This is a genomic window from Rheinheimera fenheensis (assembly GCF_039871805.1).
Classification (GTDB): Bacteria; Pseudomonadota; Gammaproteobacteria; order Enterobacterales; family Alteromonadaceae; genus Alishewanella; species Alishewanella fenheensis.
Genome location: NZ_JBDPJM010000007.1, coordinates 123261 through 138379, shown reverse-complemented (window position 1 = coordinate 138379; position 15119 = coordinate 123261). Strand labels below are relative to the sequence as shown.

General features: G+C 51.4%; 13 protein-coding genes. 6 read left to right on the top strand and 7 right to left on the bottom strand.

Annotated features, from left to right (window positions below; genetic code table 11):
* The first annotated feature begins 59 nt into the window (after positions 1-59).
* Complete coding sequence (locus ABGI61_RS11875) at positions 60-257, top strand: hypothetical protein (RefSeq protein WP_347601325.1); 198 nt, start codon at positions 60-62, stop codon at positions 255-257.
* 20 nt (positions 258-277) lie between these two features.
* On the opposite strand, the gene hdfR is transcribed toward ABGI61_RS11875, so the two are convergent.
* Positions 278-1138: an HTH-type transcriptional regulator HdfR gene (gene hdfR / locus ABGI61_RS11870; RefSeq protein WP_347601323.1), complete on the bottom strand. Its 861-nt coding sequence runs from the start codon at positions 1136-1138 to the stop codon at positions 278-280.
* Positions 1139-1267: 129 nt separating this feature from the next.
* Here hdfR and ABGI61_RS11865 point away from each other — a divergent pair, with 129 nt between their 5' ends.
* Complete coding sequence (locus ABGI61_RS11865; protein ID WP_008223417.1) at positions 1268-1615, top strand: MaoP family protein; 348 nt, start codon at positions 1268-1270, stop codon at positions 1613-1615.
* 70 nt (positions 1616-1685) lie between these two features.
* Here ABGI61_RS11865 and ABGI61_RS11860 read toward each other — a convergent pair whose 3' ends face one another.
* Positions 1686-3887, bottom strand: a complete 2202-nt coding sequence (locus tag ABGI61_RS11860) for a putative bifunctional diguanylate cyclase/phosphodiesterase (protein ID WP_347601320.1) — start codon at positions 3885-3887, stop codon at positions 1686-1688.
* A 76-nt stretch (positions 3888-3963) separates the two neighbouring features.
* Complete coding sequence (locus tag ABGI61_RS11855) at positions 3964-6759, bottom strand: insulinase family protein (RefSeq protein WP_347601318.1); 2796 nt, start codon at positions 6757-6759, stop codon at positions 3964-3966.
* A gap of 204 nt (positions 6760-6963) precedes the next feature.
* Here ABGI61_RS11855 and sixA point away from each other — a divergent pair, with 204 nt between their 5' ends.
* Complete coding sequence (gene sixA, locus ABGI61_RS11850; RefSeq protein ID WP_347601316.1) at positions 6964-7452, top strand: phosphohistidine phosphatase SixA; 489 nt, start codon at positions 6964-6966, stop codon at positions 7450-7452.
* A 22-nt stretch (positions 7453-7474) separates the two neighbouring features.
* Here sixA and smrB read toward each other — a convergent pair whose 3' ends face one another.
* Positions 7475-8035 (bottom strand): endonuclease SmrB, encoded by a 561-nt coding sequence (gene smrB, locus ABGI61_RS11845; protein WP_347601314.1) that lies wholly within the window; start codon positions 8033-8035, stop codon positions 7475-7477.
* A 53-nt stretch (positions 8036-8088) separates the two neighbouring features.
* On the opposite strand from smrB, the gene prmB reads away from it, so the two are divergent.
* From prmB to ABGI61_RS11830, 3 genes are read left to right on the top strand one after another with little or no spacing between them, the layout of a single operon-like run.
* Entirely contained in the window at positions 8089-9048 is a 960-nt protein-coding gene (gene prmB, locus ABGI61_RS11840; protein ID WP_347601312.1) for a 50S ribosomal protein L3 N(5)-glutamine methyltransferase, read from the top strand.
* A gap of 49 nt (positions 9049-9097) precedes the next feature.
* On the top strand, positions 9098-10201 hold the full coding sequence (gene aroC / locus ABGI61_RS11835) for a chorismate synthase (protein ID WP_347601309.1): 1104 nt from the start codon (positions 9098-9100) through the stop codon (positions 10199-10201).
* A gap of 10 nt (positions 10202-10211) precedes the next feature.
* Positions 10212-11363: an MFS transporter gene (locus tag ABGI61_RS11830; protein WP_347601307.1), complete on the top strand. Its 1152-nt coding sequence runs from the start codon at positions 10212-10214 to the stop codon at positions 11361-11363.
* A 3-nt stretch (positions 11364-11366) separates the two neighbouring features.
* On the opposite strand, the gene ABGI61_RS11825 is transcribed toward ABGI61_RS11830, so the two are convergent.
* Genes ABGI61_RS11825 through ABGI61_RS11815 form a run of 3 tightly spaced genes read right to left on the bottom strand, consistent with a single transcriptional unit; the run spans position 11367 to position 14986 of the window.
* Positions 11367-12176: a substrate-binding periplasmic protein gene (locus tag ABGI61_RS11825; RefSeq protein ID WP_347601304.1), complete on the bottom strand. Its 810-nt coding sequence runs from the start codon at positions 12174-12176 to the stop codon at positions 11367-11369.
* Positions 12177-12854: a TorF family putative porin gene (locus tag ABGI61_RS11820; protein ID WP_347601302.1), complete on the bottom strand. Its 678-nt coding sequence runs from the start codon at positions 12852-12854 to the stop codon at positions 12177-12179. It lies immediately after the preceding gene.
* Between the two features lie 14 nt (positions 12855-12868).
* Positions 12869-14986 (bottom strand): methyl-accepting chemotaxis protein, encoded by a 2118-nt coding sequence (locus tag ABGI61_RS11815; protein WP_347601300.1) that lies wholly within the window; start codon positions 14984-14986, stop codon positions 12869-12871.
* Positions 14987-15119 lie beyond the last annotated feature (133 nt).

The following is a 15119-nucleotide window of genomic DNA, read 5'->3' as shown; positions in this document are numbered from 1 at the left end:
TGTCAGGCCGGTATAATAACCGGCCTGATGTTTTATATGCGTTGTAAAGAGGATAACACGTGGTCGTATTACCGCTGATTTGGTTAGTTACTGCAATTGGTGTCTATATTGCCGCACTGCGCAGCGGTATGACTGCAGTGAAATGGGCGTTGGCGGCGGTGTTTACCGGCCCTCTGGTGTTGCCGCTGTTTAGCAGCCATAAACGGCTGACGTTACACAAAGCGCATGGCCGTGCTGCGGTGCTGTTCCGTCCCTGAGCAGGCACCGGTAGCAAGGTTTAGTTATGCGCCGCCTTAAGCATTTGGCTAAGCTGGGTAATCATGTCATTTAACTGCTGACGCTGCGCCGATTTTGGCAGCGACACCGCAAACACCTCCCGGCTCATTACCGGCGCATCCGTCATTAACTGCAAGCGCTGGCTGGCCAATAACTCTTTCACCATAGTATCAGGCAAGTACGCCGAACCGCCACATTGCTGAATAAGCTCCAGTGCAATACGAGCACTGCCGGTACGCAACTGTGGCGGCGGTAGGTCGCTAAAGCAGCGCGCGTGCTGCATATCAAAGGCTGTGCCCCAATCAACCAGAATATACTGTTGCTGCATAGCCTCCAGCGCGGTTTTGCCGCTAAAACTGGTCACCGGCAGTAGTCGAATATCGCCAAGCTTGTCTATTTGCATATCATCTATTTTTGGCGCATCAAATAAGATGGCTAAATCGACGTAGCGCTCCATTACCTGACGGGCTAACTGATCTTTGCCCAGCGATTCGGCGCGCCAGGACACACCAGGCAATGCTTGCTGCGCGTTAATAAAACCTTGCAGTAAAAACGCATCCCAAATATTGGCGGTAGCCGCGACAGACAGTTGTAAGGCCTGCTCGGCGCTGACCGCAACATCCTGCCGGGCACGCTGCAGGGCTAATAACATCGCCTCGGCATGCGGCAACAAACGCTCACCGGCAGCCGTCAGCTGAATATTGTTGCGATATCGGCTAAATAAGTTAACACCAAGTTGCTGCTCTAGCTGGCGAATGCGGAAACTGACCGCAGACTGAGTAAGGTAGAGATTTTCGGCCGCTTTACCAAAATGCCTTGTACGCTGAACTTCAAGAAAGGTTTTAAGCAGTTCGGTATCCAAATTGAATCCTTTAGTATTTTTATGGTCACGATAAAAAATATTTGTTTTACGACAGTAATTTTGTTAACCATACTCCGCACAGTTTAAACAGGCTGGCTTGATATTCAACGAGATTAGAGGAAAAAAGTGATGCAGCAAAGTTTTGTCGCTAACCGTCGCTTTTTCGATGACCGTAATTTCCCCAAGGGTTTTACGCGGTCCGGGCGCTTTACTCTGGCAGAAGGTAACATGCTGGAGAAACATGGGGTGGCAATGCAGGAGCTGGAGCAGGGTAGTCGTGCCCCGGTGAATGATGAAGAAACTCGCTTTGTGCAGGTGTGCAAAGGTGAAGCGGAAGCTTCCACCGTGTACGAGAAAACCTGGCTCAAGTATAAACAGCGACTGGCGGAGAAACGTAAGTTTCATACCGTATTTGGTAAGAAGCGTATTGCTGATGGCAGTGATGACTTCTCGTATGTCGAAACCGACGCTGACTAGTTGCTAAGCCCCGTTACTGGGGCTTTTTTCTGCCTGCGCTACAGCACAGCAGTTGTAGTATAACGGTGGTCTAGTTAAGACTGACCAACGTGGGTTTGCTGCGCTGCTTTTGCTGCTGTAAAAACTGAGTCAGCTCCTGCGCTGACAGAGGCTTGCTGTAGTAGTAACCCTGGATCACATCACAGCGCAGTTTACTCAGCTGTTGCAGCTGCTCACGCTGCTCAACCCCTTCAGCCACCACGGATAAGCTCAAATTGTGCGCTATGGTCATAATGGTATCGACCATATTACGGCCGCGGGCACTTTTCATATCGTCAATAAAGGCTTTGTCAATTTTCAGCGTGTTAAGCGGAAACTGTTTTAAATACGCCAGCGACGAATAGCCGGTACCAAAATCGTCCATCGCCAGGTGAATGCCACGGGCGCGCAGTTTTTTCATGGTTTCTATCGCCTGTGGTGGCGATTGCATAACGGTACCTTCGGTAATTTCCAGCTCTAAATGGTAGGAGGGTAGCTCAGTTTGCTGCAAAATATCGTCTATCTGCTCACACAAAAACGGCAGGCTAAACTGGCGTGATGACAGGTTCACCGCCACCCGGCCATGAAACAGGCCTTGATCAATCCAGCTTTTAACTGCCTGGCAGGCTTTGCGCAGTACCACTTCACCAATTTCGATAATTTGGCCGGTCTCTTCCGCCACAGGAATAAAACTGGCCGGGCTTATCACGCCGCCTTTAGGGGTAATAAAGCGCACGAGTGCTTCAACGCCGGCTAACTGGCCGCTGACAATATTCATCTTCGGCTGATAGTACACGGCAAAATAATCTTCTTTTAAGCCGTGGCGGATAAGGTTTTCCAACTGCAGCCGTTTCACTGCCTGCTTGTTCATTGAATCATTGAAAAACAAATAGCGGTTGGCACCCTGGCTCTTGGCATGATACATGGCCGTGTCGGCGTTACGCAGCAGTGCCTGTGGATCGGCACCGTCATCCGGAAACAACACTATACCCACGCTGCTGGTAATCGCTAGTTCCTGTTGTTCAAGCATAATCGGCTGGTTTATCAGGCTAAGTAACTCTTTAGCTACCGAAGTGATATGCAGCACATCGTTGGTGTTGTCCAACAGCAGCGCAAATTCATCGCCGCCTAAACGATATAGCCGGCTGGCATATTGGGTATAACTGCTCAGGCGCTGTGCCAGTTTGCACAGCAAATTATCGCCCAGTTCGTGGCCCAGCGAGTCATTAATTTTTTTAAAGTTGTCCAAATCAAACACCAGTAACGCATGCTCAGTACCGGTTTTAACCAAGTCGCCCAGGCGCTGCATAAACACGGCCCTGTTTGGCAGACCCGTAAGCGTGTCGCTGTTAGCAAGCCGGCTCAGCTGCGCTTCACGCAGCTTACGCTCGGTAATGTCGGAGAACACCGCAACATATTGCGTTACCTGGCCCTGCTCATCTTTAATCTGGTCGAAGGTCAGCTCAGCCTGATATATCTCGCCATTCTGACGCTGCTCTTCTATTTCGTCGTGCCAGCTGCCTTGCTCTGCCAGTGCCTGGCGAATGTCATGCATCAAGCGGCTGGGGTAAAGTGTTAGCTCAAAGCGCTGCTGTAAACATTGTTCGCGGCTTTTACCGGTAATGCGGGTAAAGGCGGGGTTAACCTCTAAAATGGTGAATTGGGTGTCACAGATCACCACCGCATCAGAAATGGTTTGCAGACAGCGGGCAAACAGCTGTAGCTGCTCTTCGGTTTGTTTTAGTTGATGAATGTTTTTTAAGGTGCCTGTCATACGGCTGGGTTTACCGTTCGCGGAAAATGATACGGCCTTGCCACGATCAAGCACCCAGGTCCAGTTGTTGTCACTGGTTTTTATGCGGTAAGTGGCTTCGAAATGCGCGGTTTTTCCGCTAAGGTGATCCTGGAGTAACTGGTCAACGCGCTCGATATCCTGCGGGTGAATTTGTGCTTTATTTGGCGGTACATCGGCCGTTTTCGGCTGCAGTACCACTGGGTGTAACCAGGAGCTGGAGCGGTACAGCTCGCCGCTTTCAATGTTCCAGTCCCACAGCTCATCACCACTGCCCCAAAGAGATAACCTTAGCCGCTCTTCACTGTGCTCCAGTTTCAGCTGATAACGGCGCATTCTGACAATACTCAGATGTGCCAGCAATAACGCAGCAAAGGAGCATAGCAGCACGGCGCTTAAGGTGTAGGGCTGTAGGGTGTGCCAGCCTATAGCGAACAGGCTAAAAGGCAAAATAGCCAGCAAAAACGCGCTGATTATTATAATTATTTTTAGTTTTAGTGACACTTATGGCAGCGTGTTAACAAGACCGGCCACCACGTTATATAACTTTAGTTGAGCTGTCAAAAGCATTTTGGCTTACCAGCAGTTGCTGCTTAATGTCCTCGCTATTGACAAAGCGCAAATGGCTATGCTTTGGTCTACTGTCGGTGGCAAGAAATATGGCATCGTAGCTGGGCAGTAATAACTGCTGTAAAAAGGCAATAAACTGTTCAAGCTGCAGTGTACTTAGTGCCGCTATGATGTTTTCGGTCAGGTTAAACCCGGTGTCATGTTGTCCCAATGCCAGCCACAACCGTTTTGCTCTGGCACCGAGGCTGTTGTCCCGTTCATAAAGCTGAGCTAACAAACCTTGTCTGGCTTCAGCAAATTCGTCCTCGGTCAGGTTGATGGTATCAGCCAGAAAGCCGCGGAAGAACATCACCGTAGCCTGATACAAGGCGTCGCAGTCAGCTTTAGGCGATTGAATATAAAAGGCAATGCCAGGTAGGGTGTTAATGGGCACGTAACCGGTACCCACCAGATAACCCAGCTGCTGTTCGGTACGCAACTGATGAAAATACTCCGGTGAGAGTAAATGGTTGGCCAGCATAAACAGCGCCATCTGCAGCGGGTTGGTGTGTTGCGCCGGCAGGTAAATGACCAGCGCGTGATCATTATGCTCTACCTCTTGCTGTAACCATACCGGACCTAAGCCTTGCGGCCGGCATACCGGATTTGCAGGGCGCTGGCCCAGGCTTGTCAGTTGTTGCTGCCACTGTTGTAGCAGGTGTTGTAGCTGCGTGGCTTGCTCGCTCGTCCAATTGCCGAGCAACAGGCTTTCGATATGCACCTGTTGAAACAAGCGTGTGTCAAACTGACAAAAGGTCGCAAAATCGAGCTGGTCGAGCGCATCGGCTAATTGGTCAATTTCGGGGTTTAACGGTTGTAGTAGCGCCGATAATTGGCTGAACAGCCTTGCCACTGGTTTGTTTTTGCTACTGTTGCGCCAGTGCCGGCTCAGTTGGCGTTTAAGCTCTTCAAAACGCTGTGGGGCAAAATCTTGCTGTAACAGCGCTTGTAGCATGTCGCTGAGCAGGCGCAGCTGGTTATTGGTCAGGCCGGTAGTATGAATACTGATACCCTGGCGTTGCACGTGCACGTGATACACCAGCCCTATGGTGGTCGCGGCGTAAAACTGCTGGTTAATATTATCCAGAAATAGCTCAACCCATAGCCGGGTTGCAGCCAGTTGCTGACAGCTGCCTATGCTGTTTGGCAGACTTAGCTGCACAAATACATGCCCTTTGGGGCTATTAAAGTCAGTATCAGCTTTGTACCACAGGCTTAAATGCGGATCCTGATACCAGGATCCTGGTTTATCCATGTGAGCGCTGCTATCCAGCAGTGTAATATCGCCTTTAAGGTACGGGTTTGGCTCAGGCAGGCGGATGTCAGGCAGTGGCTGACACTGCTGCAACTGCTGCAGCAGGGCGGCAGGCAAAGGCTCCACGCTATAAGGTGTCTGATACCAGCGCGCTTCCCGATTGGTGGCAACATCAGGCGCTATTAGCATCAGGCGCATGTTTGTGCTGTTAAAGTAGCTAAGTACCTGCTGGTATAGCGCGGCTGTTGGCGGCTCCATCCGGTAATCACCAAAAATAATATCTTCTACCGGATAATGCTGCATACTGACCGACAAATGGTTAGCCGTTTGCTGCGCTGTGGCTGGCTCCTGGTACAAATAGGCCCAGTGCAGCAGTTTCTGCCGCTCGGCAAATAGCTGCGCTGGAAAAGGCTGCTCACGTAAGTTGGCAATGGCACTAAACAAGGCCTGAAGAATGTGATCGCGCGCGGTTAGCCCCGCATCGGTAAGCTCAAAGGCGACAGTAAAATCTTTGTAATTGCTGCCATCTATACCACCACCGGCGCTGAGTTGATTGACCAGCCCCTGTTGTTTCAGATAGCTGAGTAACGAGCCAGGACCCTCATCGCCGAGTAAATGGGCAATAAAGCTAATCAGTTTATGCCGGTACCAGCGCTGAATATCGGGCATGGCAAAGCTTACCACCAGTTTCTGGCTGTGCCGGTGCGGCTGAATATTCAGCTGAATGGCCTGGTGTTCGGGCAAATACAGCGGCACGCTAAGCGGTGGTTTTGGCGGCAGCTGAGAGGGGATAGCGCTGAAATATTGCCGTACCAATGTTGCCTGCGCGCTCAGGTTCAGCGGCGACACCAACGCCAGTGTCATACGGCGGGCACTGTATTGCTGCTGAAAAAAGGTGCGCAGGGCATGTTGCAGGCTGGCATCGACGGTGTCGGCAAGCGTGGTTAAATTGCCAACGGAAAACTTGGCAAAAGGGTGCGCCGGGTTAATGGTTTCTTTATGTACCTGATAAATCCGCCGGCCATCGTCTTTTAGTTTCAGCGAAAACTCCGCTTCTATAGCGTGGCGTTCTTTTTCAACATAATCAGCGCTAAACAGTGGCTGCACAAACATATCGGCAAAACGCTCCAGCGCCTGAGCAAAGCTGCTGCTGTCGATATCAAAGAAAAAGCTGCTGTGCTCAGTGCCGGTCCAGGCGTTGTGGCTACCGCCATGATGATTGATGAACTGCTGATAATCGCCGGCGCCGGGAAATTTTACCGAGCCAAGAAACAACATATGTTCTAGAAAGTGTGCCAGCCCCTCGCGGTCGGCCGGATCATCAAAATGGCCAACGTTCACGGTCAGCGCCGCCGCGCTTTTTTCGGCATCAGTTTGCTGCACCAGTAACACGGCCAGGCCATTATCCAGCGTCAGATACTGATAATGGCGTGGATCGTTCGGGCTTTGCAAAATGTGGTTATATTCCAATCTGGCTACCTTCTTAAGCAGGCTATCAGGGCAGACAACGGCCTTATCATAGCGATAAGTAATAAACAGCTTATACGTTATGCGTTATTGGCAGTTACTCTTGGCGACAACTTTCATTATCATAGCGCACAATTTTTACCCGGCGTAGGCTTATCTGCCGTTGGCAAGTTAAGCTCGACCCCGAAGCAGTATGGTGTCAAGTACATGGTAAATCTCGTTATTATGCGTCACGGTGAGGCAGAGCCTGTGTCCGTACAGGACAGTCAGCGTCAGCTTACCGTAAGAGGCCAGCACGAAGTGAACCAGATGGCGCTGTGGTTGCAACAGCATTATGCTGCTTTTGACTGGATCTGGGCCAGTCCTTATACCCGTACCCGCCAAACTGCAGAGCTAATGTTAGCCAAGCAAGCACCGTTTAGCCAGTTAGAGATTATCCCTGAACTGGTTCCGGATGGTGATGCTGCGTTATTTAAAAGCTATTTAGATGCCCGCTTAGCTGATAAGCCGGATGCGCGGGTGCTGCTGGTATCGCATATGCCCCTGGTCAGTTTTTTGGTCGAGGCCTTTAGCCAGCCCGGTCAGGCGCCCATTTTCAGCACCGCGCAGCTGGCCTGTATCGATTATCGGCCAGAGCAGGGCGGGCGTTTACTCGAGCGGTTATCGCCACAAGAATTGGCGCTGTTAAGTGTGTAAGCCTGACTCAATACTGGCACAATCAGCGCCAGTGTTCATCCGGCGGCTGATCGGTTTTTAGCAGCAGTAACAGGGCGCCATGTTTACCCCAGCTTTTCGGCGCAGTGTGAAAAGCGCGCACATTGGGGTGCTGAATCAGCCAGTTCGGTACTTTTTGCGCCAAAATACCCAAGCCCTTACCATGCACCACACACGCACAGTTAAACTGCTGTTGCTGACAATAGGCCAACAAACCGGCCAGCTCTGTTTTGGCCTGTAAGGTTGTCATGCCATGTAAATCCAGCACCACTTGCGGCTGGCATTCACCGCGGCGTAAGCGACCAGCCAAATGCGGATCTTCGCCCGGCTGTACCCAGCTTAAACTGGCACCGTCGGCAACAAAACCTTCAAACTCGTCAGAAAACCAGAACAAATTTTCAGCAGAGTTTTGGCTTGAGACGTCTGTACGTCTTTTTTGCTTGCGGGGGGCGGCAACAGGCGGTATCTTGTCCTGCGCTATGGGCTTAGCGCCTGTTATCGACTGGCGAAACAGCTGGCTGTCTTCAATACTGATGCCAGTGCTGGCAGGGGCTTTCTTTTGCATGGCGCAAGTCTACTCAAACTAACCGGTTTTTACAAAAAGAGCTTACATTTATCATGTCTGATACTGGCGAGATGCTGTTTACCCCGCAACTGATTGACGATGCGGTTGCTGAACTTTATACCGTGCACGACTGGCTGCGTTTTGCCGTCAGCAAAATGCATCAGGCTGATGTCTATCTGGGGCACGGCACTGATAACCCCTGGGATGAAGCGGCAAACCTACTGGCTTATGTGCTGCACTTGCCACCACTGACCGATGATAAGCTGTTGCATGTGCGGTTAACCCGCAGCGAGCGCGAGCAGTATATTGCGCTGTTACAACAGCGTATTGAACAGCGTATGCCGGCGGCCTATTTAACCCATCAGGCTTATTTTGCTGGTTTACCCTTTTATGTCGACGAGCGGGTGCTGGTACCGCGCTCACCTATTGCTGAGCTGATTAACGATAAATTCAGCCGCTTACTGAAGGGCAAAACGGTAAAGCATATTCTCGATCTGTGCACCGGCTCGGGCTGTATTGCCATTGCCTGTGCTTATGCCTTTGACGAGGCACTGGTCGATGCGGTGGATATCAGCCCCGATGCCTTAGATGTGGCACAGCTGAATATTGAGCAGCATGGCCTGGAGCAGCGGGTCTTTCCTATTTTGTCAGATGGTTACACTGAGCTAAGTGGCGCCCAGTACGATTTAATTGTCACTAACCCGCCTTATGTCGATGCCGAAGACATGGCCGATTTACCAGACGAATACCGTCATGAGCCCGAACTGGGCCTGGCATCGGGCGAAGATGGTCTGGCACTGACCCGGCGAATTTTACGCGATGCTGCCGCCCATTTAACCGAGGGCGGTGTGCTGGTATGCGAAGTGGGTAACAGTATGGTGCAACTGCAACAGGATTACCCGGATGTCGGCTTTGACTGGCTGGAATTTAGCCACGGCGGCTTGGGTGTATTTGCCATTAGCAAAGCAGAACTGCTGCGCTGTCAGCACCTGTTTGAACAAGAAAACTGGTAACACGTCGTCGTAATTAAAGTGGTAATAAAAACAGCGGTAAGGAGAAGCAATGGCCGGTAACAGCATAGGGCAATTATTTAAGGTCACTACCTTTGGCGAAAGCCACGGCCCGGCAATAGGCGGAATTGTCGATGGTTGTCCACCGGGTATGCAGCTAACCAGCGAAGATTTACAGCATGATTTAGATCGGCGCAAGCCCGGTACATCACGTTACACCACGGCGCGGCGCGAAGAGGATGCGGTGAAGATCCTCTCAGGTGTGTTTGAAGATACCACTACCGGTGCCAGCATTGGTTTGCTGATTGAAAACACCGATCAGCGCTCGCAGGACTACGCCAACATCAAAGAGCAGTTTCGCCCGGGTCACGCCGATTATACCTACTGGCATAAGTTCGGCATTCGTGACTACCGCGGCGGTGGCCGCTCATCGGCGCGCGAAACCGCTATCCGGGTGGCTGCAGGCGCTATTGCGAAAAAATACCTGCGTGAGCAATGCGGTATTGAAATTCGCGGTTATTTAGCGCAGCTGGGGCCGGTGAAAATAGACAGCATAAACTGGGATGAAGTGCACAATAACCCGTTTTTTTGCCCGGATCCGTCCAAGCTGGAAGCCTTAGATGAGTATATGCGCCAGCTGAAAAAGGACGGCGACTCTGTCGGTGCCCGTGTCAATGTGGTGGCCAGCAATGTGCCGGTAGGTTGGGGTGAGCCAGTGTTTGACCGCTTAGATGCCGATATTGCCCATGCCATGATGAGCATTAACGCAGTAAAAGCAGTAGAAATAGGCGATGGCTTTGCGGTGGTAGAGCAGCGCGGCTCCACCCATCGTGACGAGCTAACGCCGCAGGGCTTTAGTGCCAATCATGCCGGTGGCGTGTTAGGGGGCATTTCTTCCGGGCAGGATTTGCTGGTCAGTATGGCGCTTAAGCCTACCTCCAGCATCAGCATTCCGGGTAAGAGTATCAACATTCACGGCGAGGTGATTGATATTGTCACCAAAGGCCGGCACGACCCCTGTGTTGGCATTCGGGCTGTACCTATCGCCGAAGCGATGCTGGCGATAGTGCTGATGGACCATTATCTGCGCCACCGCGCGCAAAATAGTGATGTTAAGGTGACAACACCGGATATTGCCCGCCAGAGCCGGGGCTAAGCCAAAGACTATGGCGCTGCTCTCTGCCAGGCCAGCCTTAGTGCTGGCCTATTTTACTTATTTTGGTGTGCTGGGCATCTTTGTGCCTTATCTGGGCCTGTTTCTTGATGGCCGCGGGTTAAGCTCGGCCGATATCGGTTTATTGCTGGCGATAGTGACTGCCAGCCGCATTGTCGGCCCTAATACCTGGGCCTGGGTCGCGGATAAAACCGCAAGGCCCCTCAGTGTAATGCAAACCGGTGCTGTACTGGCCACACTGGGTTGGCTGAGCAGTTTTGCTGATCTTGGTTTTTGGCCCTTGCTGGCCGGTTTTGCCCTGTTTAGCTTTTTCTGGACGGCTATTTTGCCGCAGCTGGAGCTAACCACGCTTAATTACCTTAACGACGATACCCGTGAATACAGCCGTATCCGCACCGCGGGCAGTGTGGGGTATATTGTGTTGGTAATGCTCGGTGGCTGGCTGTTTGAGCGCTATGGCAGCGAGTTTTTGCCACTGTCGGCGTTACTGTTTTTACTGTTGCTGGTGCTCACCCTGTTTATGCTTCCTAAAGTGACGTTGGCCACGGCAACGTCAGAGCACAGTGTGCGTTTTAGCCAGCTGTTAAAAAACAGCGTACTGCTGCGCTTTATGGCGGCGGCCTTATTACTGCAAATGAGCTTTGCGCCATTTTATGGCTTTTTTACCCTGTACAGCCGTGATTTAGGCTACAGCGGCAGCCAGACCGGTTTGTTTATTGCTATTGCGATTGCTGCCGAAATTGTGGCGTTTTACTTTGCCGGTAGCCTGATGCGTAACCGCAGTTACGCTAAGCTGCTGGGTATTTGCTACGGTGTCACCGTACTGCGCTGGCTGTTACTGGCCGAATTGGCCGATAACCTGTGGTGGCTCAGTTTCAGTATGTTGCTGCATGCCGGCAGCTTTGCTATTGCCCATAGCTGCGCTATGCAGTTTATCCAGCAGTTTTTCCCCAAACATATGCGCAGCCGCGGCCAGGCGCTGTATGCCGGTGTGATATTTGGCGGCGGTGGCGCTGTTGGCGCTTATGCGTCAGGTCTATTGTGGCAAGACGGTGCCGGCGCCAGCCTGACGTTTTATTTGGCCGCGGCGCTGGCTTTAATCGCAACGATTCTGGCTCTATCAATACCAACTAAGACGATGTAACTATCAGAACAAGGCTTCATCAGACATAGTATTCATAGTCTCTAACTCAGCTAAAGCTTGATTGAATTGATCAATAAAGCCGTCATCCGTCAGGTAGCGGTTGAATGCGACATGCAACGTGATGTGTTCAGACAAGGCGTTATTGAAAATCAAATTTCCGGTGTGGTGCTCGTTTAATTCTTTGTCGTGGACAATAAGGTGACGCATGACTCTTTTATCAATCACGGCGACATCGATATCACCATTTAATACCCGTACAAGATTCTGCCTGTCACTGATAGCAACAATTGGCTTAATTTGTTTATTTGCAATCAACGCGTCAATTTCTTGGGTGTTGACATAATCTTGTACCACACCGAGGCGATATTTTTGCAATGAGAGGGCACTATCGAGCTTTAGTGTGCGATCTTTACGTTGCACCAAGCCAACCTCGCTAATACCTACAGCATCAGATAACCTAAATTGCGTGTCTGAAAGCGGATACTCTGGGAAATACGCCTGATATTTTGGTCGGTCGCCATAAGTGCTTCTTACAGCGCGTGACCAGGGTAAAACATCAACTTTAGCAACGTATCCCATATGCCGAAATATTGTGACGACTTTATGCACAATTTCGCCGCCATTCTCAATCTTCGCGCTGCTATACGGCGGCCACTCCAATGTTGCCAGACGGACAGTTGCCACGCGCTTTGTTGCTCTTACATCCTGTAGATTGTCACTGCTTGTTGTCGTTGTTGCCAGTACTGTGTTAACAAGTAGGCAAATCATATAACTCATAACACTGACTATTTTTACTGCATTCATTTTTGTCATCTACCAAGACCACGTCTTGCTGACCGTCAATAAAATGGCCGCATCGCCCCAGCGCTCGTCAAGGCTGGTATCATGATAGCCAATAGCGATATCCAGCCCCTGATACTGGGTTTTAAGCATTGCCTGCCAGTGCATAAAACTGCTATCACCTTCCCAGCTGTATTTCGCTGTGTCAGTCGAGGTCGAGCGGTCAACCCCCAGCAGCAGTGACCAGTTATCACTCAACTCCAGGGTTTTGGTCAGCATAATCACATAATGGCCGCCGCCAAAGCCGAAGTAATCATAGCTGTACCACAGGTTTAGGTTATAGCCAGAGTGGCCGAACTTCAGGTAAATTTCCGGAAAATTCAGCTCCTTGCTCTGGCTCATACCATGATAAGTGTACTGGGCAAAACCGGCGTCAACGGCCAGGCCATTGTCCAGCTCAGTGTAATAGCCGATGTAGGCATCCCATTCCAGTTTGGTGCCCTCGCCAAAATCGACATTTGACGCCCAGCTGCCGGCATAAAAGCCATTACCGGCATCCCAATTCAGCCCGGGTTGCAGTGCCGGGTTTTTATCAGTTTGGCTAACGCCATTAAATAAATAGTTGCTGGCGCCGGTTAGGGTAAAACTCCAGCTGCTGTCAGCCAGTGCACTGTTGCTTAGCAGTAGCAGCGGTATTAAATAAGTTTTCATCAGGGCCTCCGCGCCTAGTCGCAGCGTAATTTGCTAAGTTGGCTATCAATGCGTTCGGTTACCTTATCAATAGCACTGCTGATACTCAGGTTATGCTGTGCCAGTTGTTCCAGCTCGCGGGTTGCATCGCCAATAGCGGTAATATTGCGGTTTATCTCTTCGCTAACCTGATTTTGCTGCTCGGCGGCAGCGGCCACCTGAAACGCATTGTCAGAAATGGCCGCCATGCCGGAAGTCGCCTGCGACAGCTTGTCATAGGCCACTTCGGCCTCGGTCACTGTTTTATCGACGCTGGCCGTGCTGATACTGATTTGCGCTACCGTGTCTTTTACCTGGCGCTGCAGGGCATCAATTAGCGTTTTGATCTGATCGGTAGAGCTATGGGTACGGGCGGCCAGCGAGCGCACTTCATCGGCCACTACGGCAAAACCCCGGCCTTGATCGCCGGCACGCGCAGCCTCTATGGCAGCGTTTAATGCCAGCAAGTTGGTTTGCTCGGCAATAGCCTGAATCACTTCAGTGATCTGGTTAATTTCCTGGCTGCTACTGGCCACGGCCGCGACTTTTTGGCTGCTGCTGTCAAAATCGCGCGCCACGCCTTTAAATTCATCCACGGTATTTTGTAGCAGGCGGGTGGCTTCATTTAAGGCCGTTATAGACTCTTGGGCGCCGCTGGCGGTGCTACTGGCCAGCGTGGCCACTTCATTAGCAGTGGCGCTCATTTGATGCATGGCGGTCACTACGTTTTGAATTTCGCTGGCCTGCACTGAGGTTGACTGGCTGGTTTTATCAATAGTGTTCACCAGTTGCCGGCTTTGTTGTTGCAGCTCGTCTGAGCCGGCTTTTAACGCACGGATCATCTCGCGCAATTTAGTGGCAAAAGCATTAAAACCCTCGGCCATTAAATTCAGTTCGCTGTGGCTATCGGCGGCCAATTTCACCGTTAAATCGCCCTCGGCGCCAGCCAGTTGGTGCATCACTTTGCTCATGCTGGCAATAGGTCGGGTAGCCGCGTTAAGCCACAGTGCCAGCAGCGCCATTATGGCCAGCAGCAGAATAACGCCAAAGCCGACCATGGTTAGCGCAGTGCTTTGGCCATCCTCGGCTAATTGGTTGGCCAGTTGCTCGGCCGCCTGCAACGCCAGCGTTTTCGGCACGGCGATAACGCTAAACCACTCTGAGCCGGACGCTTCTATCTTAATTGGGCTTTTTATTACCAGCTGGCCGTTATATTCAAATACGCCGCTGCTGGCCTGCTGCAGCTGCTGGTACAGTGCAGCATCCAGTTGTGGCAGTGCCTGGCCTAACTGATCGGCAAAGCGGTTACTGGCTAACAGCATACCGCGGCCTGTCAGCAGATACAGTTGGGCTTTGCCGTCATATAAATCGGCCGCCTGGCGCATTAAACCTTGCTGCAGTACCGGCAGATTCATATCGACACCGGCAACGCCACGAAATTGGCCCTGGGTCACCACCGGATACACTAAAGACGTAAGCAGTGCACTGTTGCCAGGTTCAATTTCAAAAATATAGGGTTCCATCAGGCAGGGTTTTAACGTGTCACGGCTACACAGGTACCATTCAGCCTCCCGCAAACCCAGCTCATTACGCTTATCCAGATATTTAATGCCCGGATCTTCGGTTTGAATAAATTTTAAGCCGGTGTTTTCTCTGATCCAATACACCTCCAGCGTGCCTTCTTTTGAACTATGTGCACTGCTGGCATCAAACCCGGCATCGCGGTTGTCGTAGCCATTGGGCTCGTATTGGGTATAAACAGAAGATATACCGGCGTTTGCCGCTAAGATATGGCCCGCCAGCGCTTGTACTTGTTCCCGGCTGTAAGGTGTCAGGCCGCTGCCATGGGCAGTGTTGGCCATAATGCTGGCCAGATTTTTAGCCACATCATAATTGCGGTTCAACAGCGCTGCAGTTTCAAGCGCAGTCAGCCGGGCCTCGGCACTTAACATGGCTTGAGCAGTTTGCCCCAGCGATTGGCGCACATTATCCACCGCCGATTGGCTGGAGCTTTGCATCGAGTACCAGCCAATCAGCGTCATACTGCCAATACTGATGGCGGTGAGCACTGCTATGCCGGCCGTTAGTTTAAATCTTAGGGAATTCAATAACATTGCTACACCTCATGTGCACATCGCCAGCGTCGGCTGCTGTTAATCAGTAAAGCTGAGCTGCAGCAGTTACGCAATTTTCGCCGCTAAAATTCTGTTGGCGGTAGCCACTTTGCCAGCAGGGCGTGCTAAGGCT

What these genes read in the sequence shown, in the direction of transcription:
- ABGI61_RS11865 (WP_008223417.1), top strand. Translation starts at nt 1,268, where the DNA reads ATGCAGCAAAGTTTTGTCGCTAACCGTCGCTTTTTCGATGACCGTAAT.
- sixA (WP_347601316.1), top strand. Translation starts at nt 6,964, where the DNA reads ATGGTAAATCTCGTTATTATGCGTCACGGTGAGGCAGAGCCTGTGTCC.
- smrB (WP_347601314.1), bottom strand. Translation starts at nt 8,035, where the DNA reads ATGCAAAAGAAAGCCCCTGCCAGCACTGGCATCAGTATTGAAGACAGC.
- prmB (WP_347601312.1), top strand. Translation starts at nt 8,089, where the DNA reads ATGTCTGATACTGGCGAGATGCTGTTTACCCCGCAACTGATTGACGAT.
- aroC (WP_347601309.1), top strand. Translation starts at nt 9,098, where the DNA reads ATGGCCGGTAACAGCATAGGGCAATTATTTAAGGTCACTACCTTTGGC.
- ABGI61_RS11830 (WP_347601307.1), top strand. Translation starts at nt 10,212, where the DNA reads ATGGCGCTGCTCTCTGCCAGGCCAGCCTTAGTGCTGGCCTATTTTACT.
- ABGI61_RS11825 (WP_347601304.1), bottom strand. Translation starts at nt 12,176, where the DNA reads ATGACAAAAATGAATGCAGTAAAAATAGTCAGTGTTATGAGTTATATG.
- ABGI61_RS11820 (WP_347601302.1), bottom strand. Translation starts at nt 12,854, where the DNA reads ATGAAAACTTATTTAATACCGCTGCTACTGCTAAGCAACAGTGCACTG.
- ABGI61_RS11815 (WP_347601300.1), bottom strand. Translation starts at nt 14,986, where the DNA reads ATGTTATTGAATTCCCTAAGATTTAAACTAACGGCCGGCATAGCAGTG.